We start from the raw sequence: 20,837 nt of genomic DNA, 5'->3' as shown, positions 1-20,837 counted from the left end.
ACTACCAGGAGCAATCAGGGATTGTTTCGCTTCTCCCCATTTGCTAAACTTATGTTTGGCAAAAAGAGAATCCCTTATAAAAAGGGAGTTGGGAAAATGGGGAAAGAAACGCTTACTCTCGTGTTTCTGTTGGTGAGTGGACTTTTGTTTGGCAGCATTATCGGGGAGATTTTAAGTCCCTGGCTACCTTTTTTGACCAAGAGCAAAGAGATTACTTGGTCGCCTGCGGCAGATTTAGAAATTTTGAAGTACGAACTGAACTTTCAGGTAAAACTAAATCTAGCCAGTATCGGAGGCTTAGCCCTCGCATTTTGGATACATCGACGAATAAAGTAGGTTGAAAAATGACGAAAAAAAATGTTCCTCTCATTCTGGCTTCATCTTCGCCGCGTCGAAGAGAGCTTCTGCAAACTTTAGGCTTATCATTTACCGTCATCACCAGTGATGTAGATGAGACGACAGCAGAGCATTTATCTGCGAGCGAAGTAGTAGAAGAATTGTCTTTGCGCAAGGCCAAAGAAGTGGCTTCTCGCTTGACGGAAGGCGTCGTTTTAGGATCTGATACGGTAGTCGTTCTTGATGACCAAATACTGGGCAAGCCTGTTGACGAAATGGACGCATATCGTATGTTGTCCATGCTTCAGGGGCAAGAGCACACCGTTTATAGTGGAGTCGCCTTGATAGATGTGGAGACAGGCCGTGCGGAAGTCTCACATAGTCTAACACACGTAAGAATTCGAGCTTTAACAGAGCAAGAAATCAAGTCGTACATTGCGACAGGTGAGCCGATGGATAAAGCGGGCTCATATGCCATTCAGGGTATTGGAGCCACGCTCGTGGAAGGAATAACCGGAGACTACTTCACAGTCGTTGGTCTTCCGTTAGGCCTGACGTCTACACTTTTGACACGTTTTGGGATGCCTATATTGTAAAGTTGTCATGCTTGAAGCAAGCGGCGACGGCCATACGCCTCATGAACATCTCCATGTCAGCCGTTTTCGTTAATGTGAATATGGCTGGAGGCGGATATAAAATGGCAACAAATACCTGTAACAAAACGCTGTTGAAAAACGTCCCTTACTATGACCGTCCACGTGAACGACTGCTTCGCGAAGGAGCGGTCCATCTGTCTGATACTGAACTTCTTGCCATTTTACTGCGGACAGGCAGGGAACAAGAGACGGCTCATCAGCTGGCTCAGCGCTTGTTAGCCAGGTTTGGAGACCTGCGTGGTTTAGCCCAAGCCTCTCATGCTGAGTTAACAGAGCTAAAAGGAATTGGTCCAGTCAAAGCGATTGAATTGCATGCTGCGTTTGAGCTTGGGCGTAGATTGATGGGAGTGCCTCGAGAGTATAGGGCTTCTATCCGTTTACCACGGGACGTAGCTGATTTGATGTCGCCTGAGCTTGCTCATTTGACACAGGAACATTTTGTCTGTCTCTTTCTGAATACCAAGAACCACGTGATTGGCAAGCAGACGATTTTCGTAGGCAGTCTGGACGCTTCCATCGTACACCCGAGAGAAGTCTTTAAAGAAGCGATCCGTCGTAGCAGCGCATCGGTGATATGCCTACATAACCATCCGAGCGGTGATCCGACACCTAGCAGGGAAGACATCGCGATTACGCATACATTGCGTGACGCTGGTGAACTGGTGGGGATTTCATTGTTGGATCATGTTATTATCGGGGAAGGCAAGTACGTTAGTCTCAAAGAGCAAGGGTACTTGTAACATGTTTTTACGCGCAAGAATTATCATCGATCCTTCTATGATTTATTGTGCGCATGAAAACCTTCCACAAAAGCGCGGTCGCTCTACCTTGGAGAGGCCTCGAAAGAGGTTCTCTTATGCTTGTCATTTGGATTAATATTTGGAAGGAGTTTTTTTATGTTTGGTGGATTTACACGTGACTTGGGGATTGACCTCGGCACTGCCAATACACTTGTTTTTGTGAAGGGTAAAGGAATTGTGGTGCGTGAGCCTTCTGTTGTAGCGATTCGCACTAATAACAATTCCATTGAAGCAGTAGGGAATGCAGCGAAAAGCATGATCGGTCGTACGCCAGGTAATATCGTAGCGGTTCGCCCAATGAAAGACGGGGTTATCGCTGACTTTGATACAACTGCGACAATGATGCGCTATTTCATCAATCAAGCACAAAAAAATCAAGGGCTGTTTACACGTCGTCCAAACGTAATGGTCTGTGTACCTTCGGGAATTACTGCGGTGGAAAAACGCGCGGTCGAAGATGCTACGAAGCAGGCTGGGGCGAAGGAAGCATATACGATTGAAGAGCCGTTTGCAGCCGCGATTGGTGCAGACCTGCCAGTGTGGGAGCCGACTGGAAGTATGGTCGTTGACATTGGTGGTGGTACGACAGAAGTCGCTATCATTTCTCTCGGGGGGATTGTTACATCCCGCTCCATTCGTGTGGCCGGGGATGAGATGGACGAGGCGATTATTCAGTACATCAAGCGCCGTTACAACTTGATGATCGGGGAACGGACAGCAGAAACATTGAAGTTGGAAATCGGCTCTGCGATTGCTCCTGATGAGGTCGAAAACGTTGACATTCGCGGTCGTGACCTTGTAACCGGATTGCCAAAAACGCTCTCGGTAAGCAGCACAGAGATCGCGGAAGCATTGGCAGAAACCATTTCTGCTATCGTAGAAGCGGTGAAGGTAACACTCGAAAAAAGCCCGCCTGAGCTCGCGGCGGACATCATGGATCGTGGAATTGTACTCACAGGCGGCGGTGCGCTCTTGCGCAACATGGATCGCCTGTTAAGTAAGGAAACGGGTATGCCCGTGCATGTCGCGGAAAACGCACTGGATTGCGTAGCGATTGGAACAGGTCGTGCATTGGAGAACATTCACCTGTTCAAATCCAAGCAAGGCATCACCTCTTCCCGACTAAAACGGGGTAAATAAACGGAGGGTAGGGCATGTCGTTTTTCGGGAATAAGCGGCTTATCATTGTACTTGTAGGCTTGGTCCTGCTTATCTCCGTCGTGGGCTTCACTTCTCGTGAACGGGTTAGCCTGACCTGGCCAGAAATGTTCTTCAAAGATACCTTCAGCGTGGTGCAGGGCTTTTTCTATCGCCCTGCCCAGGCTGTTTCTGGCTTTTTTCAGGAAATTGAGGAAGCGTACGGCGTATATGAAGAAAACAAGGCGCTTAAGGCAGGGCTGGATCAATACGCCAGTCTAAGTGCTGAACTGCACACGCTCAAGGCTGAGAATGATCGCCTTCGAGAAATGCTGCAGGCAAAAGATTCACTCAAGTCTTACCGCCTCCGCTATGCGGAAGTCGTGGCGAGAAACCCGGATACTTGGAACAACGTCATCACGATCGACAAAGGACTGAAACATGGCATCAAAAAGGATATGGCGGTTATTACAGCCAAAGGAATGATCGGCCGCGTACAGAGTGTAGCCAATTTTTCAGCTACAGTGGAATTGTTGACGAGCTACGAGCGACGTGACCATATTTCTGCGGATATTCTGACGCAGCAGGTGGTCGATGGCAAGCCTGTGTACCATCAAATTAGTGGTGTTATTGAAGAGTACGACGCGCAAAAGAGATTGCTCGTCATGCGCAAAATCCCTTGGGGGCAGGCCATTAAAAAAGATCAGCAAGTTATTTCATCCGGTTTGGGAGGAGTTGTTCCTCGCAATTTGCCGATTGGCTATATTGTTCGCGTTGAACCAGATGATTATGGCTTGACTCAAACCGCCTACATCCAGCCAAGCGCTGATTTTTCACAATTGAATGAAGTCATGGTTGTGGAACGAGACTTCACAATCGCTCCCAATGGTGAATTGATCCCGCAACAGCCAGCTGGCCAGACACAAACGCAGACAACTGTGCCTCCGGCTCCACCTGCTAGCGGGGGTGGTCAGTAATGGCTCGGTTTTTATTGACGTTGGGCGTCGTGGTTATGTTTGTTTTGGAAGGAACTGTGATGCAAGTATTTTCACCTGATACATGGGGTCTGTCTTGGATGACAGTACCCCGGTTTGCACTTGTCTGCTGCATCTTTATTTCGATGTATCTCGGCAGGCGCGAGGGCTTGTATTACGGGATTGCCTTCGGATTTTTACAAGATGTCCTGTTTGGGCAACTAATTGGAATCTATACCATGTCCATGATGGTGGCCAGCTACTTTGCAGGGATGATCGTTCTTTTGTTCCAGAGAGGATTCGGGATGGTTTTCATAACCAGCTTCCTGATTTTGTTCGGACATGAGTGGCTTTTGTATTCCTTGTTCCGCTTGTTTTCCGCTGCCCCCTTTGATGTTCAATGGATTTTGACGCATCAAATTTTGCCTAGTGTGCTGTTTAATCTCGCTTTTGGCTTACTGGTATACTTTCCGATCAAGAATGTCTGCAACAAGATTCTGGCGAAAAAGGAAATGCACATGCAGTAAGGGCGAAGGAGAGGAGAGTTCGTGGAAGAAGTCAAAGAACCGAAATCAGACATACCTATTCGGCTCAATATATTGTTTGTGATTGTATTTTTGTTCTTCGCCGCCATTATTTTGAGACTAGCCTTCGTGCAGCTGGTGGAAGGTGAACAGTACAAGCATGAATTGGAAAAGTTCAGTATTCGTGAACTACCGATTTCTGCTCCTCGTGGCCGTATCTTGGATAAAAATGGCGAGGTACTTGTTTCGAATAAGCCGGTGTACACCGTTCAATACGTTGAAGAACAAGGGCAGGACATTGATGAAGAGAAAGTCGCGGATCGTCTGGCTAAAATCCTCATTCCGGATGGTGGCAAAATTGGTACGGATAAGGAACTGTTAAAGAAGACGATTGAATTGAGATCAACTTTGCCTGTTGCTTTCAATGCGCAAGAAACAAACGATCTCAAGGCAAAGGTTGCGGCGAAGTTAAAAGCCGTTCCGAAAGCAGAGTCCGTTGATCAGATGTCAGACTTTGAACTGGTAAAAACTGCTGTGTATCTTGGGATGCGCGTTCGTTCTCCTTTTGATGACAAGGAGAGAGCAGACCTTATTAAGAAGCTGAATGCCGCCAAGCCTGGTACACCCGCGATTACGGAAGCGAACACTACTGACTTCGAGCTGTTAAAAATGGCGATAAACGCCAATATGACCCTCACTCTGAAATTGGACAAGGAAGATCGCAATGACCTCGCCAAAAAAGTGAAGGATCAGATCGGAGTTTTGCCAACTCCCGTGGGCTTGGCAGATAAGTCTGACATGGATTTGCTGCGCTATGCCTCGTTGTTCGACATGGATATCAAACTTCCGCTGACAGAGCAGCAACGCCAATTTCAGTGGCACAAGCTCTCTTTACTACAAGAGATGCGTTCACCGCAGATGGCCAGCTACATTCCGAGACGTGTCAAGGTAAACATCACGGAGCAGGAAATGTTCCAAATCGAAGAACGGCGTACTGAACTACCAGGAATTAGTGTAGAGTTGGAGCCTGTTCGCCAAATTTTCGAAGATCCGGATGGTTCAGCATTTGGTACTCACTTTCTCGGTTATATCAACGCGATTCGCCCTGAGAGCTTGAAAGAATATCAGGCCCAAGGCTACAACGCTATTGATCGTGTCGGTGTAACCGGACTGGAGAGCTCCTATGAACGTTATTTGCGTGGCAAAAACGGGATCATGGAAGTGCACGTGAACAAAAATTCGGAGACCGTAGAGAAAAAGATGCGCCAATCCCCTGAGCCAGGAAACGATCTTGTTTTGGCAATGGACTGGCGTTATCAAAGCAAGGTAGAGGCCATCTTGAAAGAAGAGGTTGAAGCATTCAAGAAGCGCCCGTCTACTCCAAAAGCATTTAAAGACGCACATGTATTGGTGATGAATCCGAATACGGGCGAAATATTGGCGATGGCGAGTTATCCAGATTACAATTTGAATCTGTATTACGACCGTAAGAAATTCAACGAGAATTACGCCTCGCTTATTTTGCCGAACGAATCAAACAGATTCATTTATACGCCGTATCCTCCTGCTTCTACCTACAAGCCACTGTCTGTCATGATTGCGCTTCAGGAGGGGCTGACTACACCGAACGAAGTCATCTATGACCGAGGCGGATTGTATGTCGGAAACACGTATAAACGCAACTGGAAGGCGGGTGGTCATGGAGCCGTTAATGCTCGTCGTGCCTTGCAGGTGTCGAACAATACGTATATGTACGAAATGGCGCTTCGCTTAGCAAGAAAAGGGAAAGATGGCTGGGAGAAGCAGTTCTCTGTCTATGATTACTACAATGCCCAGTTTGGACTTGGTGTGAAAACAGGTGTGGATCTACCGAATGAACATACCGGTTGGGAAAACCAGAACATGTACTTCGGGAACTTGGCGGACGTGATGATTGGTCAATATGATTTGTTCACGCCGATGCAGCTGGGTCAATACGTATCGACCATTGCCAATGGAGGATATCGGGTACGCCCCCATCTTGTAAAAGAAATTCGCAAAGGAACCACCGATCCGAAGAAACCAGGACAGACGCTCTCCGTCATTGAACCTGAAGTGCTCAACCGGGTTGATATCGATCCGAAGTATATACAGGTGGTAAGAGAAGGGATGCGGTTGGTTACTCAACCAGGTGGTACCGTTCAACGATTCAATGGGTTGCCGTTCACGGTTGCAGCCAAGTCTGGTACGGCACAAACGTCGCAGCCAGCGGAAAATGCACTGGTTGTCGGCTTTGCGCCTTATGAAAATCCTCAACTGGTATTCGTCGTCGTTGCGCCGAACAGTTTGAGAGATGGTACATCCAGTTCGGATGCTACTGGTCCGATCTCGCGTCGATTGCTCGAAGCTTACAATGAACTGAATCCAGGGGTCCTAACTGGTGGGGTTCCGAAGCCAAATCCATCGTCCTCGAAGTAACCGCAATGGTTGTCCAGGGCAATCAAGCCCGAGAGAATAATCGAGTCAAGCTCTTGTAAAACGCCACCAATTGACCCGATTCGGCAATTTTTTCACGCAGAGCAGGAAAAATCTTTCTGCATGGCGAATGGTATCGGTCGAGGTGAAACCGGTGACGACTGTGAAAAGCAAGGTCACGATCAAAGGGACTAAAGAGGGTCTCGTCTTCTTTATGGATGATACCTGTTCCTTCGACGAACTGCTGGCCGATATGCGTGAAAAAATAGAGCATAGCCACCAACAGATTTTGTCGGGGCCACTCATTCGGGTATCTATAAAATTGGGAAAACGATACTGCTCACCCGAGCAACAAGAGCAGTTGACTCAAATTATTCGGACAAAGGGCAACCTGGTGATCCATACAATCGAATCCGATTTGATCACGCGGGAAGAAGCTATGGCTGAACGCCTAAAAACCCATTTTTCCATACAGGTAAATACGGTACGCTCTGGGCAAGTTCTGGAGTTTGACGGTGATTTGCTCTTATTGGGAGATGTCAATCCCGGTGGGACGGTTCGCAGTACAGGAAGCATCTACGTGCTGGGACATCTCAGAGGGTACGCACACGCAGGTATTTCCGGTGACTCACAGGTAATTATTGCGGCTGCAGTCATGAGTCCTACTCAATTGCGGATTGCAGATGTGATTAGCAAGCCGGGTGAGGAATGGACGAATAATTCCGGAGGCACAGAATTTGCCTATCTGGAAAATGAGATCATGCTGGTAGCGAAAATGAACTACTTGTCGCGAATTCGCCCTGATTTGGGTGAGAAAAAGCGTGAGGGTTGAGGGAAAGAGGAGGAACGGACGTGGGGATAGGAATTGTCGTAACTTCCGGTAAAGGCGGCGTGGGTAAGACGACCACTTCCGCCAATTTAGGAACGGCGCTCGCATTGTTGGGACAAAAAGTTTGCATGGTAGATACCGATATTGGCTTGCGCAATCTGGATGTAGTCATGGGACTTGAGAACCGAATTATTTATGATCTGGTAGATGTTGCAGAAGGCGCATGCCGATTGCCGCAAGCTCTGATCAAAGACAAGCGGTTTGACAATCTGGCATTGCTCCCGGCTGCTCAGACCAAGGACAAATCAGCAGTAACTCCTGAGCAGATGGAGGAAATCATTACGCAACTGAAGCGGGAATATGATTATGTCATCATCGATTGCCCTGCGGGTATTGAGCAAGGCTTCCGCAATGCGGTGGCAGGGGCTGATCAAGCAATCGTCGTGACTACACCTGAAAAAGCGGCCGTGCGCGATGCGGATAGGATTATTGGCCTGTTAGAGCGAGAAAAAATCGGAATGCCTAAGCTGGTGATCAACCGCGTTCGCTCCCATATGGTGAAAAATGGCGACATGCTGGATGTAGAAGACATTTTGGATTTGTTAGCCATTGACTTAATTGGTGTAGTGCCGGATGATGATCATATCATTAAATCCGCGAACCAAGGTGAGCCGGCTGTAATGAATCATGAATCACGTGCTTCTATCGCGTATCGGAACGTCGCTCGTCGACTTTTGGGTGAAGCTGTCCCATTGCAACCATTGGAAGAAAAAGCGGGCGTGTTCCACAAAATGCGTAAATTCTTTGGACTAAAATAGGTAATACATGGCTCCCTTCTTTTATAGAGGGGAGTCACGTTTTCTAGGAGGAAACGGATGGACCTGGAAAAACGTCATTTAAAAACCATTGACTGGACCATCATTTTGATTATGGCAGGTCTGGGTGTCTTCAGCTATTTGGGGATTTCCGGTTCTGCGGCAGGTGTAGATAAGGCGCATCAGCAGGTCATTTGGTATGTGATCGGCTTTATTGTGTTAGGTGTGACATTGCTATTTGACTATCGTCTATTCCACAACACGGCCTATGTCTTATATGCACTCGGTCTGATTCTGTTGATCGGGGTATTTCAAACAAAGCCCATTAACAATACGACGAGCTGGTATGACCTTGGCCCTGTGTTGTTTCAGCCTTCTGAACCAATGAAGCTGTTCACGATCATAACGGTTGCCCGCTTCTTGTCCAAGAGGGCAAACGATCAGGATCGGTTTTACTATTTTTATAAGCTGATTCCGGTAATGGCTTTGGTTGGTGTACCACTGCTTTTGATTTTAATTCAGCCCGATTTGGGTACAGCGATGGTTTATACGGGTATGCTTGCCACTATGCTAATCGTTGGTGGTATACGGATGAAGCATGTATTGTATATGGGCGGGCTGGTCGGCAGTTTTTTTGCCGCTATGACACTGTTGTATCAATACAAGCAGGATATCTTTTTCAAGATTATCAAGCCGTATCAGTGGGATCGGATCGTCTTTTGGATGAACCCGGATCTTGAACCGATGGGACGAGGGTTCCAGCTCAAGCAAGCCTTGATTGCTATCGGCTCAGGGCAACTGTTCGGAAAAGGGATTGATACGCCCACACAAGCGAGCTTTGGATGGGTGCCGGTAGGAGAAAGTGATTTTATCTTTACCGTCATTGCAGAAAAGCTGGGCTTTGTCGGAGCGGGCTTGCTGATGATTTTGTTTTTCGTATTGATTTACCGAATGATCCGTATCGCGATGGAGGCAAAAGATCCGTTCGGCTCCTACGTTGTCGCGGGTGTCGTAGGGATGCTTACCTTCCAGATCTTTGAGAATATCGGGATGACAATTCAGTTGATGCCGATTACGGGTATTCCGCTACCGTTCATTAGCTACGGAGGGAGCTCGCTTGTAACCAACTTCCTGATCATTGGTGTGGTCCTCAACATTGGGATGCGTAAGGACAAGTTGCGTTTTGATTAAATAGTTGTTCAAAAAGTCTTCGGTTCTCGCCACTTTCTCGGTGTTGAATAGAAGACTTTTTGAACACTCATGAAATGCGTGACAAATGCAAATACTTATGCTAAAATCATCCTAAGTTAACCATTTTTACAAGTTATAGTGTTTGATTGATTGGTATGGAGTCGTACGTATTGTGAGTGACGTCACCAATTGTCAATCGCAATTCGTATGACTTTTTTTCCTTGACGCAAAAGGCTTATCTGTAAAAAAGAGGTTAACGCTACACTCTTTCGCCTCGTGGGGCGTAATGTTCAGGGAGGTTTTGTTTCATGCAACAAGGTATCGTAAAATGGTTTAACGCAGAAAAAGGATACGGCTTCATCCAAGTTGAGGGTGGCGACGACGTATTCGTACACTACAGCGCAATCCAGTCAGAAGGTTTCAAATCTCTTGACGAAGGTCAAAAGGTTGAGTTCGAAATCGTTCAAGGTAGCCGTGGACCACAAGCTGCTAGCGTAACTAAACTGTAAAAATTGACAGATTCAAAGGCAGTCTCTCATTGGGGAGACTGTCTTTTTTGCGTATTTCCAGCCGATACGCTGGGGCGTTGGAGAAGGACAACGCTCGTCATAAAGCAGATAGACAAGTCATAGGATGATACTAAAGGCTTGGCCTGCGGAGGGATGGACATGTTTGAAAGAGCAGATCGTGTAAAAGAACGACGGAGGGAGCGTTTGGAGCGAATCCGAACACAGTCGCGAGACAGCTATACTCCGTACGTCGATGATTGGAAAGATCCAATCGAAGAAACGCCAAACCCATTCAATGATTCGCCGCGCGAGAACGATCTGATGGACCAACCACCGTCCCATGAAAAGTGGGGCGTGCAAATTTTAGCATCTGTCTTATTGATTGGTGCTGCTTATGTATTGTTTCAAACAACGTTGATTCCTGCCTCATGGAAAAGCTCCGCGAAGGAAGTCATGACACGGGACTTTAATTTTTCAGGCGTAGCGGACTGGTATGAAGCGAGATTTGGACCGATTCCGACGATGCTTCCTTCGATACCTACCAATCCCCCTGCCGTGCCAGCCACGAGCACGACGAAGGATGCAAGTGCGGTATGGAAGTTCCCGAATAGCTGGAAAGTCGTAAAATCCTATGATCCAGAGAGTGCGAATGTGATCCTGCATACGGGTATGAACGATCAAATCACGATCGGAGAAGCTGGTTGGGTTGCTTTTGTCGGTGAAAAGCCTGATTATGGGACGACAGTGATTGTTCGTCTAACCAAAGGGCGGGAGATATGGCTGGGCAATCTCGATAGTATAGGGGTGACGAAGGACGAGGTCCTTGCACCTGGTAAAGTCATCGGAACCGCTCGGGTAATGGATCAGACATCACGTCATCTGTATGTAGGGGCCAAAGTGAATGAGCAATTTGTAAACCCCCTGGAAGTGATTCCGTTTGAATAGGGGAGGCTGGCTCGACATTCGGTTTCGCATTCACCTGCTATTTTGGGCGGTGATTGGCTTGTCCGTGGTGACAGGCCATTTTTTGGAGGTCATTACCTTGTTTGTCATCGTGCTGATCCATGAATTGGGGCATGTAGCGATGGCGCGTGAGCTCGGATGGACCGTAAAAGAAGTGCAGCTTCTGCCTTTTGGTGGAGTAGCGACGATGGAAGACTCGTATGCTACGGACCCAATGGATGAGATTGTCGTGGCGCTCGCAGGGCCCTTCTTAAATATGGTGATGATGGCTGCCTCGTACTTGTTTTGGTTTATGGGGATTTGGACGGAAGAGTGGGCCCGCTTTTTCTTGGTAAGCAATTTGACGATTGCGATGTTTAACCTGTTGCCAATCTGGCCATTGGATGGCGGGAGAATCTTGTTGGCCGTTCTATGCTGGTTTATGTCGTATAGGCAGGCGACGATGATATCGATGTCCGGAAGTACGCTGTTTGCGGGGATCATGGTGGGGATGTCCAGCCTGGAGTTGAAGTACAACTTAGCAGTAATCGGGATTTATTTATTGACGTTGAACATTCAGGCGTTTTTGCGGTTTCCTTATCAATTTTTTCGCTTCCTGGTGGAAAAATACGACCGGCAGCAAAAAGAAGCTGCTGTTCAAGCGATACGCGTGCATCCCGAGGAAACGGTACTGGCTGTCTCGCACAAGCTTCGGCGAGGATGCTCCCATCTTTTCTACGTACAAGGGGCGGGTCTCTTGGCAGAGGAACAGCTCTTGTATGCCCTTTTGTTTGAGCAAAAGCACGACGCTGCAGTGGGCAAGCTCCTTTAGACATTAGTCCTTAATCAGCAGGAGCGATCCATTCCATCAGCCAGCAATCACGCATGCTTCCTTCGTGCCATTCGTGCCGAGGAAGCTCTTTTACTTTTCGAAAGCCACATTTTTCGTAGCAACGGAGGGCTCGTTCATTCCATGCTTGCGGGTCAATGGCTACTTTTTGAACTCGTTTTTCCGTGTGGAGATAGTGGAGGATAGCTTTAACGAGCTGAGTGCCAATACCGCGATTCCAGTAAATAGGCTCTCCGATGAACTGGTCCATACCGTAGACAACGTCGTCTTTTGCATACCCATACTGTTGTTTTGCCGGGGCATCGAGCGGATAAAATTGCACATAGCCAATTGGTTTATCCGCGTATATGATCAGGCAGCGGGTTTCACCGTCGTCTTCTGAAAAAAAGCTTTGCAGTACGAGGGACTCGTCATGTGGCCGATCGCGACCTTCATAATAGGCCAAAACGCGCTCGTCAGAAAGCCATTTGACTAAATGAACGGAATCGTTAGGGGATAATGTTCTTATTTTAAGATCACCAGTATGAATCATGGTTTATCTCCTTTACCTTGACTTGGTAGCTATGTTAGATTACTTCCTATGAGCCCGGTTATCCTTCTTTTGGGCAACGTTTGTACGGGGAATAAGGAGTGAAAGCAGTGAAGCAAGTAGCAATCAGTGCACAAGGTGGCAGCATCCGCATCGCATTTATGGAAAACGGGAAATTACAGGAATGGCGTACACAGGATGTGGGGACACACGCAAGCGTTGGTGACATTTATCAAGGACGGATCGCAGATGTGAAGCCTGGTATCCAATCTGCTTTTGTTGATATTGGTACAGGTCAAAATGCTTATTTGTACGTAGATGACACGGTCGGTGTGGAGCCGGGTGGAACAGCGAAACCAAGTATTGCGGAACGTGTTCACGTAGGGCAAAAGGTATTGGTTCAAGTGAGTAAAGAGGCGATGGAAATGAAGGCGCCAAAAATCACGATGCGGATCAGCTTGCAGGGGCGTTACCTGGTGTACCTTCCGACTGAAGAAAGCATTTCACTTTCGCGTAAAATATCCGATGATACCAAACGAAAACGACTGCAACAGGTTATCTCTTCGACAGTAGAGCAAGGGGAAGGCTGCATTCTGCGCACGGAAGCAGCGGAAGCAGAAGAGCAGACACTTATTAGTGAATTGACTTATTTGCGCAAACGCTGGCAGGATATGCTGCGAACAGCGGAGGGACTGCGCTCGACCGGGCGGATTTTTCAGGATGCCGAGTTGATTGAGGTAGCGCTCCGAGATGGCTTGGCGAACGGAATGGATGAGGTGTTGGTAGAAGGTGCGGCGACTCATCAGGAGGTAAAAGCGGCGTTGGCAGCTCTTGCTCCGGAAGTACAAGAGAAGCTTCGCTGGTATCAGGGCAAACAGCCGCTCTTTGACTTCTTGGGAGTCGAGGCAGAGTTGATTCGTGCTCGTGATCGACAAGTCCCGCTTAAGAGTGGAGGGTCCTTGGTCATTGATAGGACAGAAGCGATGACGGTCATCGATGTAAACACCGGTTCATTCACTGGTGGGGGAGGGCAACAGCGGGAGCAGGCAGTGACGGCGACCAATCTGGAGGCGGTAGCTGAAATTGCCCGGCAGCTGCGGCTGCGAGACATCGGTGGCATCGTGATCATTGATTTCATTGACATGAAAGAGCAGGGCAATAAGGAACGAGTGATCGCGCGATTGAAACAAGAGCTGGCGAAGGACCCTGTGCCTTCGACTGTTCTCGGGATGACGTCGCTCGGATTAGTCGAGATGACGCGAAAAAGAGTTCGTGCGAGCCTGATGGAGCGGTTGACGGAGCCATGTGAGGCATGCAAGGGTCGAGGGAGAGTTTGGCGAGTAGACGAGCTGTTCCGGCGCTTGTACGCCGAAGTCACCGCTTTGGCAAAGAGCCAAGATGCAGAGGCTGTTCTCGTGGACATGCCACCAAGAGTGTTGGATATGATAGACGAGTGGGAAAAAGCAGAAGGAATTACATGGCCTGTCCAGATCTATAAGCGGCTGGTCCCTTCTATGAGTCCAGACAATTTTCAAATTGGATACGTCGGAAATCGGGCAGAGGCACAGCGATTACAATCGAAATAACTTGACTGGGCTATTGTAGCTATGATAACCTAATGGTTGTCATGCAGATATGCCTCGTGCATACTGTAACCGCACGAATCAGGTACATAAGCCGTCGCTTGTCGACGCACCTGTAAAGGCGAGTCTGAGTATAGGAGGTGCACACAGTGTACGCAATTATCGAAACCGGTGGAAAGCAATACAAAGTTGAAGAGGGAGCAGTTCTCTTCATCGAGAAATTGGCTGGCAACGAAGGAGACGTTGTTACTTTTGACAAAGTTCTCTTCGTAAGCAAAGACGGCAAAGTTACTGCAGGAGCTCCTACAGTAGCTGGTGCAACGGTAACTGGTAAAGTAGAAAAACACGGTAAAGCTGCAAAAATTATCGTGTACAAATACAAAGCCAAGAAAAACTACCGTCGCAAGCAAGGTCACCGTCAACCATTCACCAAAGTTGTGATCGAGAAGATCAACGCTTAATTGGTGACTTGTTATGATTGAAGTGATCGTGAGCCGTGCGCAGCACGGTATCCATGAAATTAGTATTTCCGGACATGCCAATGCGGGTGCCTATGGGGCAGACATCGTTTGTTCTGCTGTATCAGGCATCAGCTTTGGTATATTAAACGCCATCCAACCTTTGACCGGCATCACTCCTGATGTCGCTGTCGCACAAGAAGGCGGTGGGTTCTTGAAGTGGAGTCTTTCTTCTTCGGAGGATGAGACTGCACGCGAGAAACAACAGCTTTTGGCAGAGAGCATGGTAATTGCTCTTTTGTCAGTTGAGGCGAACTACGGTAAATACGTAAAAGTAAATGATCGTAAATGGCAGGGAGGTGTCTGATATGAACATGCTGTTTAACTTGGACCTTCAGTTTTTCGCATCGAAAAAAGGGGTAGGTTCCACAAAGAACGGTCGCGATTCCATTTCCAAACGTCTGGGCGTGAAACGTGGCGACGGGCAATTCGTTACTGCTGGTAACATTCTCGTTCGTCAACGCGGAACTAAGATTTACCCAGGTGCGAACGTAATGAAAGGCGGAGACGACACTCTGTTTGCAACTGCAGATGGTGTTGTTCGTTTCAAGCGTCTGGGCCGTGATCGCAAACAAGTTGTGATCGAGCCGGTTGCTTCCGAAGCGTAAATATTTGTTAAGAAAAACCCAGCGATATAGCTGGGTTTTCTTTTTGTCCGGCTCTTTTTTAACGAGCAGGAATTTAAAAATTCCGGAGCGCATAAAAACTTCCAGTAAAACGCGGTCGCTCTTCTATGATTTTGCCTCGAAAGAGGTTTTTTTATGGTACAATAGATGGGAAAGATATTCTTATCGACTTGGGTGAATGTGATGGGGGACGAGCGGAGGCTGTTTACGCATCAGACAGACCAACTGCTGACCGTTCTGAACAGGCAGCGGCATGACTGGTTGAACCATGTTCAGGTTCTGCTCGGCTATTTGCATTTGAACCGTACTGAACAAGGAGAGGCCCATTTGAAGCGCATCGCACAGATGGCGATGCAGGAATCGATGGTGGCCCGATTGAATAGCTCCTTGTTGTCCGTCTTCTTCTTGACATTTAACGCACTGAACAATGAATTGCTTTTAGAAGTAGACGTGTGCAATCATGTGGATCTCACGCGAGTAGTTTTGAACGAGCAAGACTTGTTTCAGTTGGTGTCAGAGATATTATGCACAGTGAACGATCATGTAGACCAGAGTGGATACGAAGCAGCCAGCATGCAAGTGAGCTTGCAGATGGATGAGCGTGGCGTTCATTTTCGTTTTGACCTGGCCGGTGTACTTCGTGCATCCGGAATGGAAGAATTGGAAAAGCTGATACGTAAAAGCGAACAGAGTACGGTGGAGGTCACCGAGTGGATACATACGGAAGAAGAATGGGTCCTGAAATTGGTGGTTCCATTCGCGGAATGAAAGAGGTGACACCATGTTTGTCGATCAGGTAAAAGTATATGTAAAAGGCGGGGACGGTGGTAATGGAGCCGTCTCCTTTCGCCGGGAGAAGTACGTACCGCTGGGTGGTCCAGCGGGTGGAGATGGTGGTCAAGGTGGAGATGTCGTATTTGTCGTGGATGAAGGTCTGCGTACACTGGTAGATTTCCGCTATCAACGACATTTCAAAGCACCTCGCGGAGAGCATGGCCGCAACAAATCTCAGCACGGAGCAGGCGCAGAAGATATGGTCGTGCGCGTGCCACCGGGAACAACTGTCATTGATGATGATACCAAAGAAGTAATTGCCGATCTCGTGGAGCAAGGACAACGTGCTGTGATCGCAAAAGGCGGACGTGGTGGACGAGGCAATATTCGTTTTGCCAACTCTTCGAATCCAGCTCCACACATCTCGGAGAACGGTGAGCCAGGTCAAGAGCGTTACATTGTCATGGAGCTCAAACTGATTGCAGATGTGGGCTTGGTTGGTTATCCGAGTGTAGGAAAATCCACGCTGCTGTCCAGTGTAACAGCTGCGAAGCCAAAAATTGCGGCGTACCACTTTACGACGCTGACACCGAACCTGGGTGTTGTGGATTTGGGGGAGCAGAGCTTCGTCATGGCTGACTTGCCAGGATTGATTGAAGGCGCGCATGAAGGTGTAGGCCTTGGTCATCAATTCCTGCGTCACGTAGAGCGTACACGCTTGATCGTCCACGTGATTGACATGGCAGCGGTTGATGGACGCGATCCATACGAGGATTATTTGCAGATCAACCGAGAGCTGACGATGTATAACCTCAAGCTCGAAGATCGTCCGCAAATTGTAGTCGCGAACAAAATGGAATTGCCAGAAGCAGAGGAAAACCTGCGTATTTTCAAGGAAAAAGCTCCAGATGTGAAGGTGTACGAAATCTCTGCTGCAACCCGTCAAGGCGTACAAGAACTGATGTATGCGATCGGGGATACCTTGGCGACGATTCCGGACAAGCCTGCTGTAGAGGAAGTTGCGGAAGTGGAAGAGCGCGTGGTCTTCCGAGCAGAAAAAGAACCAGAGGCATTCGAGATTACGCGTGATAATGATGTGTTTGTCGTCAGCGGTGAAAAGATCGAGAAACTCGTACGCATGACGAATCTGAACAGCTATGATGCAGCCCAGCGTTTTGCAAGACAAATGCGCAGTATGGGTGTAGATGATGCTCTGCGCAAGCTGGGAGCAAAAGACGGGGATACCGTTCGGATCGGCAAATTAGAGTTTGACTTTGTGGAGTGACAAAAACCATGATTGATATCCCATCACTGAACCCATTTTTGGGGGATAAACGACTCCAACGCGGTGCGACGCTACCGCTAATCATCTCCAAGCAGGTGAAGACACCTGTCCAAGTTTTGGTTGAACATGCAAAGGGCAGTTATCTCGTCGTTTCGTATGAGATGAAGCCTGAAACAAAAGCAGAGCTTCTCGGATCAACTGTGCGCATTCGTTGGGAGACGGATGCGGCAGTGAACACTATTGATTTGGAAGTAGTTTCGGAGCAAACGCTTTGGCCGATCAAGCTTTTAGGGATGATTCCGATTAGTGTAGGGGTAGAAATTACACAAAAGCGCAAGCAGGATCCCATCTCCCCAGATCTCGGTATTTCTGTCCCTTACAAGGTGATGGGAGCTAGACCGATCGAAGAAAAAGGCGAGGCAGTGTTGCTGAAATTCTCTCCAACCCGTCTTGTTTTGGGAACGGACGGTTATGTGTCAAAGGGCGATTTTCTCCATTTGTCTTTCAAGATACCGAAGCAAGCGCAGGAGATCGTCATGATGGCGAAAATCGTGGAAAAAACGTTCCAGGACAAGCAATCAATCATTGAATTAATCTTTACGGATATTAATGAGAAGCACCATGAAATCATCAAAGATTACTATAAAAGGCTCTCAACTACCGCTTCTTCCTAAGGAAGCGGTTTTTTTCCTTTGATGTTCCTGTGAAGAAGGTATATAGTAGTGTACATAGAGTTCTAAATCGAGCCTGTTCACTTTATGATTTGTTGTGTACGCTTTCCTGAATAAATACTTGTGAAATCATTCACTTTTGATTATTCGAATCCGTTGTTTGCTTTACTTTGTGAAAAATGTTACAAATAATTTTTTACCGGATTTTCAGGGAGAATAGCGGCCGTTACTCGTTTGAACAGGCATCGAGAATGAAAGGCCTCTATTCCAAAGCAAAGGAGGACGTTTTTTTATGTCTCAAACAACTACGCAACAAGCTCAAGCTGCTGCAGAAGTAGCAAGCACTGCTACTCTGGCACCAGCGCAGCAACAAGATGTACTGGATCAGCTGATGAAACCAGAAATCCAAGAGTCACTGAACGTATTGGTGGCGAATCTGCCTAAATTGGCGGAACTGACAACTCTTTTGACCAAAACGTATGATTTGGTACAAACGGTTGCAAATGATCATGTATTGATCGACGACATCAAAGGTGGAATGGAAGAGTTCGTAAAACCGATCTCTGATAAAGCAAAGGGTATTGCCCAAGCAGCCATTGAAGCCAATGACCGTGTTCACGTAGAAGAGTCTACGATCGGTTTGTTCGGTATTCTCAAAATGCTCAAAGATCCGCAAGTACAAAAAACATTGCGTTTCGCACAAGCATTCTTGGAAGTAACAGCAGAACGTCAACAACAAAAACGCTAGTTTTTTTATTATGGAATGGAAGACAAGGACGGAGGATTGGGCATGGCGAAGCATATTCTGATTCTAGGCGGCGGTTATGGCGGTTTGCTCAGCGCATTGACTGCACGTAAATACATGACGGCTGAAGAAGCGTCGATCACGGTGGTAAACCGTTTTCCTACTCACCAAATCATTACGGAACTGCACCGCTTGGCAGTAGGAAACCTGTCTGAACAAAACGTAGCGCTCCCTCTGGAAAGATTGCTGCGTGGCAAAGAGATTAACCTCGTAGTAGACACGGTAGAAAATATTGGTCTCGATTCCCAACGCGTAACACTGGCGAGCGGCGAGTCCATCAAATACGATGCTTTAGTTATTGCGCTGGGTAGTGAAACCGCATTCTTCGGAATCCCGGGCCTGCAAGAGTACAGCTTTACACTGAAGTCGGTAGAAGAAGCAAATCGTCTGCGCGCACACCTCGAAGAGCGCGTGATTGAATACAAGACAAGCAAAAATAAAGCAGATGTTACCTTCGTTGTGGGCGGTGGCGGTCTGACAGGTATCGAGCTTGTTGGGGAATTCGCTGATATGTTGCCAAATTTGTGCCACAAACATGGCGTAGACTTTGCAGACGTATCCATCTATTGCGTAGAGGCAGGTCCATCCATTTTGGCTGGTTTTGCTCCTGACCTGGTTGAGCGTGCGAAAACGAGCCTGGAAAAACGTGGCGTTCAATTCCTGACAGGCGTACCTGTAACGGAAATGAAAGAAACCACAGTTTGCCTGAAAGATGGCGGTACCATTGAAACCAAAACAATGGTATGGACTGGTGGCGTACAAGGCAATCGCGTAGTAGCTGAGTGCGGCGTGGAAGTAAACCGCGGGCGTGCAACTGTTACAGAATTCCTGCAATCCACTTCTCACCCTGATGTATTCCTTGCAGGTGACAGTGCGGTTGTAATGGGGCCAGAAGGTCGTCCATTCCCTCCGACTGCCCAACTGGCATGGCAAATGGGCGAAGTAGTAGGTCACAATCTCTTCGCGCACTTCAACGGCACCAAAATGGATACCTTCAAACCGGTATTCTCCGGTACACTGGGTAGCCTGGGCCGTAAAGACGCAATCGGAACAATCGGTGCAAGCCAACTGAAGCTCAAAGGCTTGCCAGCAACCTTGATGAAAGAAGCGAGTAACGTTCGTTACTTGACTCATATCAACGGTCTGTCCTCTTTGGCATACTAATCGAATCAGGAAAACCCGGGATTAAAATGTCCCGGGTTTTTTGTGTTTGTTTATCCGTTTCCGCTGGGATCTTCAATCACGTTTGGGGATTGGGCCATCTTTTTGCCCCGCATGCCATTGCCAAACTGATCGAGACTGCTTGGCTTACCTGCTGGGTGATTGTTACGACGCTCCGATTTATCTGACTTTCCACGTCCGGCCATTTGCCTTTCACCTCCTCCATACGATACGCATTATTGTGCGCGAAGAAGCCTCCTCTCATGTAATTAAAGTAAACCAAATATGATCCGATGAAAAAAAGTGACGGATAAGGATTGTCACATGAGATGCTTTCCGTTATAATGTCCTCTATGAAGAAACAACTGTTTTTCTCAGGAGGACACAACGCATGAAAAAGGAAGAAAAATTCTACTTGATTCGATCTGACATCCTGCCAGAATCGATTGCCAAAACGATTGAAGCCAAGAAGATGCTGGAATCCGGCGAAGTGGATACCGTGAATGAAGCGGTTGAACGGGTAGGATTGAGCCGCAGTGCTTTTTATAAGTACAAAGATGGCATTTTTCCGTTCAATGCGATGATGAGCGAAAAAATTATGACGTTTACTTTCTCTTTGGATCACATGTCAGGTTACTTGTCCAAAGTGCTCACATATGTAGCAGATCAAGGTGGAAACGTTTTGACCATCAATCAGACGATTCCACTTCAAGGGATTGCTACCATATCCATGTCAGTCGATATGGCTAATCTTCGCGTATCTAGCACGGAGTTTTTGGATAGCTTGCAGCTGATCCCGGGCGTTCGCAAAGCGATGATCGTCGGTAGAGGCTAAGTAAAAAACAATCAAAGAAAAGGCAGGGGAGAG

General features: G+C 47.7%; 25 protein-coding genes and 1 other annotated feature. Of the genes, 23 read left to right on the top strand and 2 right to left on the bottom strand.

The annotated features are described in order from the left end of the window. Positions 1-96: 96 nt before the first annotated feature. The 13 genes from KB186_RS18280 to KB186_RS18220 all read left to right on the top strand — a co-directional run bounded on the left by KB186_RS18280 (position 97) and on the right by KB186_RS18220 (position 11,999). The gene (locus tag KB186_RS18280) at positions 97-336 is read left to right on the top strand and encodes a DUF4321 domain-containing protein (RefSeq protein WP_007726664.1); all 240 of its coding nucleotides are present in this window, start codon (positions 97-99) and stop codon (positions 334-336) included. Positions 337-344: 8 nt separating this feature from the next. Beyond that, complete coding sequence (locus KB186_RS18275) at positions 345-932, top strand: Maf family protein (RefSeq protein WP_173608481.1); 588 nt, start codon at positions 345-347, stop codon at positions 930-932. Between the two features lie 101 nt (positions 933-1,033). Then, positions 1,034-1,732, top strand: coding sequence for a RadC family protein (radC, locus tag KB186_RS18270; protein WP_047072826.1), 699 nt, complete (start codon positions 1,034-1,036; stop codon positions 1,730-1,732). A gap of 156 nt (positions 1,733-1,888) precedes the next feature. Further along, positions 1,889-2,932, top strand: a complete 1,044-nt coding sequence (locus KB186_RS18265) for a rod shape-determining protein (protein ID WP_173608480.1) — start codon at positions 1,889-1,891, stop codon at positions 2,930-2,932. Positions 2,933-2,946: 14 nt separating this feature from the next. Next, positions 2,947-3,906: a rod shape-determining protein MreC gene (gene mreC / locus KB186_RS18260; protein ID WP_173608479.1), complete on the top strand. Its 960-nt coding sequence runs from the start codon at positions 2,947-2,949 to the stop codon at positions 3,904-3,906. After that, positions 3,906-4,430 (top strand): rod shape-determining protein MreD, encoded by a 525-nt coding sequence (gene mreD, locus KB186_RS18255; RefSeq protein WP_173608478.1) that lies wholly within the window; start codon positions 3,906-3,908, stop codon positions 4,428-4,430. Before mreC ends, mreD begins: the two co-directional genes overlap by 1 nt. 21 nt (positions 4,431-4,451) lie before the next feature. Next, positions 4,452-6,884, top strand: a complete 2,433-nt coding sequence (locus KB186_RS18250; RefSeq protein WP_221869295.1) for a peptidoglycan D,D-transpeptidase FtsI family protein — start codon at positions 4,452-4,454, stop codon at positions 6,882-6,884. Between the two features lie 151 nt (positions 6,885-7,035). After that, the gene (gene minC / locus KB186_RS18245; RefSeq protein WP_026042972.1) at positions 7,036-7,713 is read left to right on the top strand and encodes a septum site-determining protein MinC; all 678 of its coding nucleotides are present in this window, start codon (positions 7,036-7,038) and stop codon (positions 7,711-7,713) included. Positions 7,714-7,733: 20 nt separating this feature from the next. Continuing rightward, positions 7,734-8,528 carry a septum site-determining protein MinD gene (gene minD, locus KB186_RS18240; protein ID WP_048032107.1) on the top strand — a complete coding sequence of 265 codons (795 nt, stop codon included), beginning with the start codon at positions 7,734-7,736 and terminating at the stop codon, positions 8,526-8,528. Between the two features lie 57 nt (positions 8,529-8,585). Next, positions 8,586-9,716 carry a rod shape-determining protein RodA gene (rodA, locus tag KB186_RS18235; protein ID WP_173608476.1) on the top strand — a complete coding sequence of 377 codons (1,131 nt, stop codon included), beginning with the start codon at positions 8,586-8,588 and terminating at the stop codon, positions 9,714-9,716. Positions 9,717-10,024: 308 nt separating this feature from the next. After that, positions 10,025-10,225 (top strand): cold-shock protein, encoded by a 201-nt coding sequence (locus tag KB186_RS18230; protein WP_005832370.1) that lies wholly within the window; start codon positions 10,025-10,027, stop codon positions 10,223-10,225. A 159-nt stretch (positions 10,226-10,384) separates the two neighbouring features. Then, entirely contained in the window at positions 10,385-11,170 is a 786-nt protein-coding gene (locus KB186_RS18225; RefSeq protein ID WP_232774113.1) for a M23 family metallopeptidase, read from the top strand. Next, complete coding sequence (locus KB186_RS18220; RefSeq protein WP_232774112.1) at positions 11,163-11,999, top strand: M50 family metallopeptidase; 837 nt, start codon at positions 11,163-11,165, stop codon at positions 11,997-11,999. The genes KB186_RS18225 and KB186_RS18220 overlap by 8 nt, the downstream gene beginning before the upstream one ends. Positions 12,000-12,009: 10 nt before the next feature. Here the strand turns inward: KB186_RS18220 and aac(6')-35 are convergent, their stop codons facing one another. Beyond that, a complete protein-coding gene (aac(6')-35, locus tag KB186_RS18215) occupies positions 12,010-12,549 on the bottom strand; it encodes an aminoglycoside 6'-N-acetyltransferase AAC(6')-35 (protein ID WP_232774111.1) in 540 nt (179 codons plus the stop codon). Positions 12,550-12,656: 107 nt separating this feature from the next. Between aac(6')-35 and KB186_RS18210 the strand changes: the two genes are divergently transcribed. The 9 genes from KB186_RS18210 (at position 12,657) to KB186_RS18170 (ending at position 19,972) form a co-directional block, all read left to right on the top strand. Beyond that, entirely contained in the window at positions 12,657-14,132 is a 1,476-nt protein-coding gene (locus KB186_RS18210; RefSeq protein ID WP_173608472.1) for an Rne/Rng family ribonuclease, read from the top strand. A 57-nt stretch (positions 14,133-14,189) separates the two neighbouring features. Continuing rightward, positions 14,190-14,268, top strand: a sequence feature (ribosomal protein L21 leader region). A gap of 10 nt (positions 14,269-14,278) precedes the next feature. Then, complete coding sequence (gene rplU / locus KB186_RS18205) at positions 14,279-14,590, top strand: 50S ribosomal protein L21 (RefSeq protein WP_047072807.1); 312 nt, start codon at positions 14,279-14,281, stop codon at positions 14,588-14,590. A 13-nt stretch (positions 14,591-14,603) separates the two neighbouring features. Then, complete coding sequence (locus KB186_RS18200; protein ID WP_173608471.1) at positions 14,604-14,954, top strand: ribosomal-processing cysteine protease Prp; 351 nt, start codon at positions 14,604-14,606, stop codon at positions 14,952-14,954. A 7-nt stretch (positions 14,955-14,961) separates the two neighbouring features. After that, positions 14,962-15,255 carry a 50S ribosomal protein L27 gene (gene rpmA / locus KB186_RS18195; RefSeq protein ID WP_005832382.1) on the top strand — a complete coding sequence of 98 codons (294 nt, stop codon included), beginning with the start codon at positions 14,962-14,964 and terminating at the stop codon, positions 15,253-15,255. 201 nt (positions 15,256-15,456) lie between these two features. Next, a complete protein-coding gene (locus KB186_RS18190) occupies positions 15,457-16,041 on the top strand; it encodes a sporulation initiation phosphotransferase B (protein WP_012685565.1) in 585 nt (194 codons plus the stop codon). Between the two features lie 13 nt (positions 16,042-16,054). Then, positions 16,055-17,332, top strand: coding sequence for a GTPase ObgE (obgE, locus tag KB186_RS18185; RefSeq protein WP_173608469.1), 1,278 nt, complete (start codon positions 16,055-16,057; stop codon positions 17,330-17,332). A gap of 8 nt (positions 17,333-17,340) precedes the next feature. Further along, positions 17,341-18,006, top strand: coding sequence for a PilZ domain-containing protein (locus KB186_RS18180; RefSeq protein ID WP_173608468.1), 666 nt, complete (start codon positions 17,341-17,343; stop codon positions 18,004-18,006). 289 nt (positions 18,007-18,295) lie between these two features. Next, positions 18,296-18,751 carry a helical membrane plugin domain-containing protein gene (locus KB186_RS18175; RefSeq protein WP_047072800.1) on the top strand — a complete coding sequence of 152 codons (456 nt, stop codon included), beginning with the start codon at positions 18,296-18,298 and terminating at the stop codon, positions 18,749-18,751. A 42-nt stretch (positions 18,752-18,793) separates the two neighbouring features. Then, positions 18,794-19,972 carry an NAD(P)/FAD-dependent oxidoreductase gene (locus KB186_RS18170; protein ID WP_221869300.1) on the top strand — a complete coding sequence of 393 codons (1,179 nt, stop codon included), beginning with the start codon at positions 18,794-18,796 and terminating at the stop codon, positions 19,970-19,972. 50 nt (positions 19,973-20,022) lie between these two features. Here KB186_RS18170 and KB186_RS18165 read toward each other — a convergent pair whose 3' ends face one another. Continuing rightward, positions 20,023-20,175: a hypothetical protein gene (locus KB186_RS18165; protein ID WP_232774110.1), complete on the bottom strand. Its 153-nt coding sequence runs from the start codon at positions 20,173-20,175 to the stop codon at positions 20,023-20,025. Between the two features lie 185 nt (positions 20,176-20,360). Here KB186_RS18165 and KB186_RS18160 point away from each other — a divergent pair, with 185 nt between their 5' ends. Beyond that, positions 20,361-20,804: an ACT domain-containing protein gene (locus KB186_RS18160; RefSeq protein ID WP_106656758.1), complete on the top strand. Its 444-nt coding sequence runs from the start codon at positions 20,361-20,363 to the stop codon at positions 20,802-20,804. The last annotated feature ends 33 nt before the right edge of the window (positions 20,805-20,837 follow it).

It is taken from the genome of Brevibacillus sp. AF8 (genome assembly GCF_021270385.1).
Taxonomy (GTDB): Bacteria; Bacillota; Bacilli; order Brevibacillales; family Brevibacillaceae; genus Brevibacillus.
Note: the sequence above shows the minus strand (reverse complement) of the source record. Positions and strands in the feature narration are given on the sequence as shown.

What these genes read in the sequence shown, in the direction of transcription:
- KB186_RS18280 (WP_007726664.1), top strand. Translation starts at nt 97, where the DNA reads ATGGGGAAAGAAACGCTTACTCTCGTGTTTCTGTTGGTGAGTGGACTT.
- KB186_RS18275 (WP_173608481.1), top strand. Translation starts at nt 345, where the DNA reads ATGACGAAAAAAAATGTTCCTCTCATTCTGGCTTCATCTTCGCCGCGT.
- radC (WP_047072826.1), top strand. Translation starts at nt 1,034, where the DNA reads ATGGCAACAAATACCTGTAACAAAACGCTGTTGAAAAACGTCCCTTAC.
- KB186_RS18265 (WP_173608480.1), top strand. Translation starts at nt 1,889, where the DNA reads ATGTTTGGTGGATTTACACGTGACTTGGGGATTGACCTCGGCACTGCC.
- mreC (WP_173608479.1), top strand. Translation starts at nt 2,947, where the DNA reads ATGTCGTTTTTCGGGAATAAGCGGCTTATCATTGTACTTGTAGGCTTG.
- mreD (WP_173608478.1), top strand. Translation starts at nt 3,906, where the DNA reads ATGGCTCGGTTTTTATTGACGTTGGGCGTCGTGGTTATGTTTGTTTTG.
- rodA (WP_173608476.1), top strand. Translation starts at nt 8,586, where the DNA reads ATGGACCTGGAAAAACGTCATTTAAAAACCATTGACTGGACCATCATT.
- KB186_RS18230 (WP_005832370.1), top strand. Translation starts at nt 10,025, where the DNA reads ATGCAACAAGGTATCGTAAAATGGTTTAACGCAGAAAAAGGATACGGC.
- KB186_RS18225 (WP_232774113.1), top strand. Translation starts at nt 10,385, where the DNA reads ATGTTTGAAAGAGCAGATCGTGTAAAAGAACGACGGAGGGAGCGTTTG.
- KB186_RS18200 (WP_173608471.1), top strand. Translation starts at nt 14,604, where the DNA reads ATGATTGAAGTGATCGTGAGCCGTGCGCAGCACGGTATCCATGAAATT.
- rpmA (WP_005832382.1), top strand. Translation starts at nt 14,962, where the DNA reads ATGCTGTTTAACTTGGACCTTCAGTTTTTCGCATCGAAAAAAGGGGTA.
- KB186_RS18190 (WP_012685565.1), top strand. Translation starts at nt 15,457, where the DNA reads ATGGGGGACGAGCGGAGGCTGTTTACGCATCAGACAGACCAACTGCTG.
- obgE (WP_173608469.1), top strand. Translation starts at nt 16,055, where the DNA reads ATGTTTGTCGATCAGGTAAAAGTATATGTAAAAGGCGGGGACGGTGGT.
- KB186_RS18180 (WP_173608468.1), top strand. Translation starts at nt 17,341, where the DNA reads ATGATTGATATCCCATCACTGAACCCATTTTTGGGGGATAAACGACTC.
- KB186_RS18175 (WP_047072800.1), top strand. Translation starts at nt 18,296, where the DNA reads ATGTCTCAAACAACTACGCAACAAGCTCAAGCTGCTGCAGAAGTAGCA.
- KB186_RS18170 (WP_221869300.1), top strand. Translation starts at nt 18,794, where the DNA reads ATGGCGAAGCATATTCTGATTCTAGGCGGCGGTTATGGCGGTTTGCTC.
- KB186_RS18165 (WP_232774110.1), bottom strand. Translation starts at nt 20,175, where the DNA reads ATGGCCGGACGTGGAAAGTCAGATAAATCGGAGCGTCGTAACAATCAC.
- KB186_RS18160 (WP_106656758.1), top strand. Translation starts at nt 20,361, where the DNA reads ATGAAAAAGGAAGAAAAATTCTACTTGATTCGATCTGACATCCTGCCA.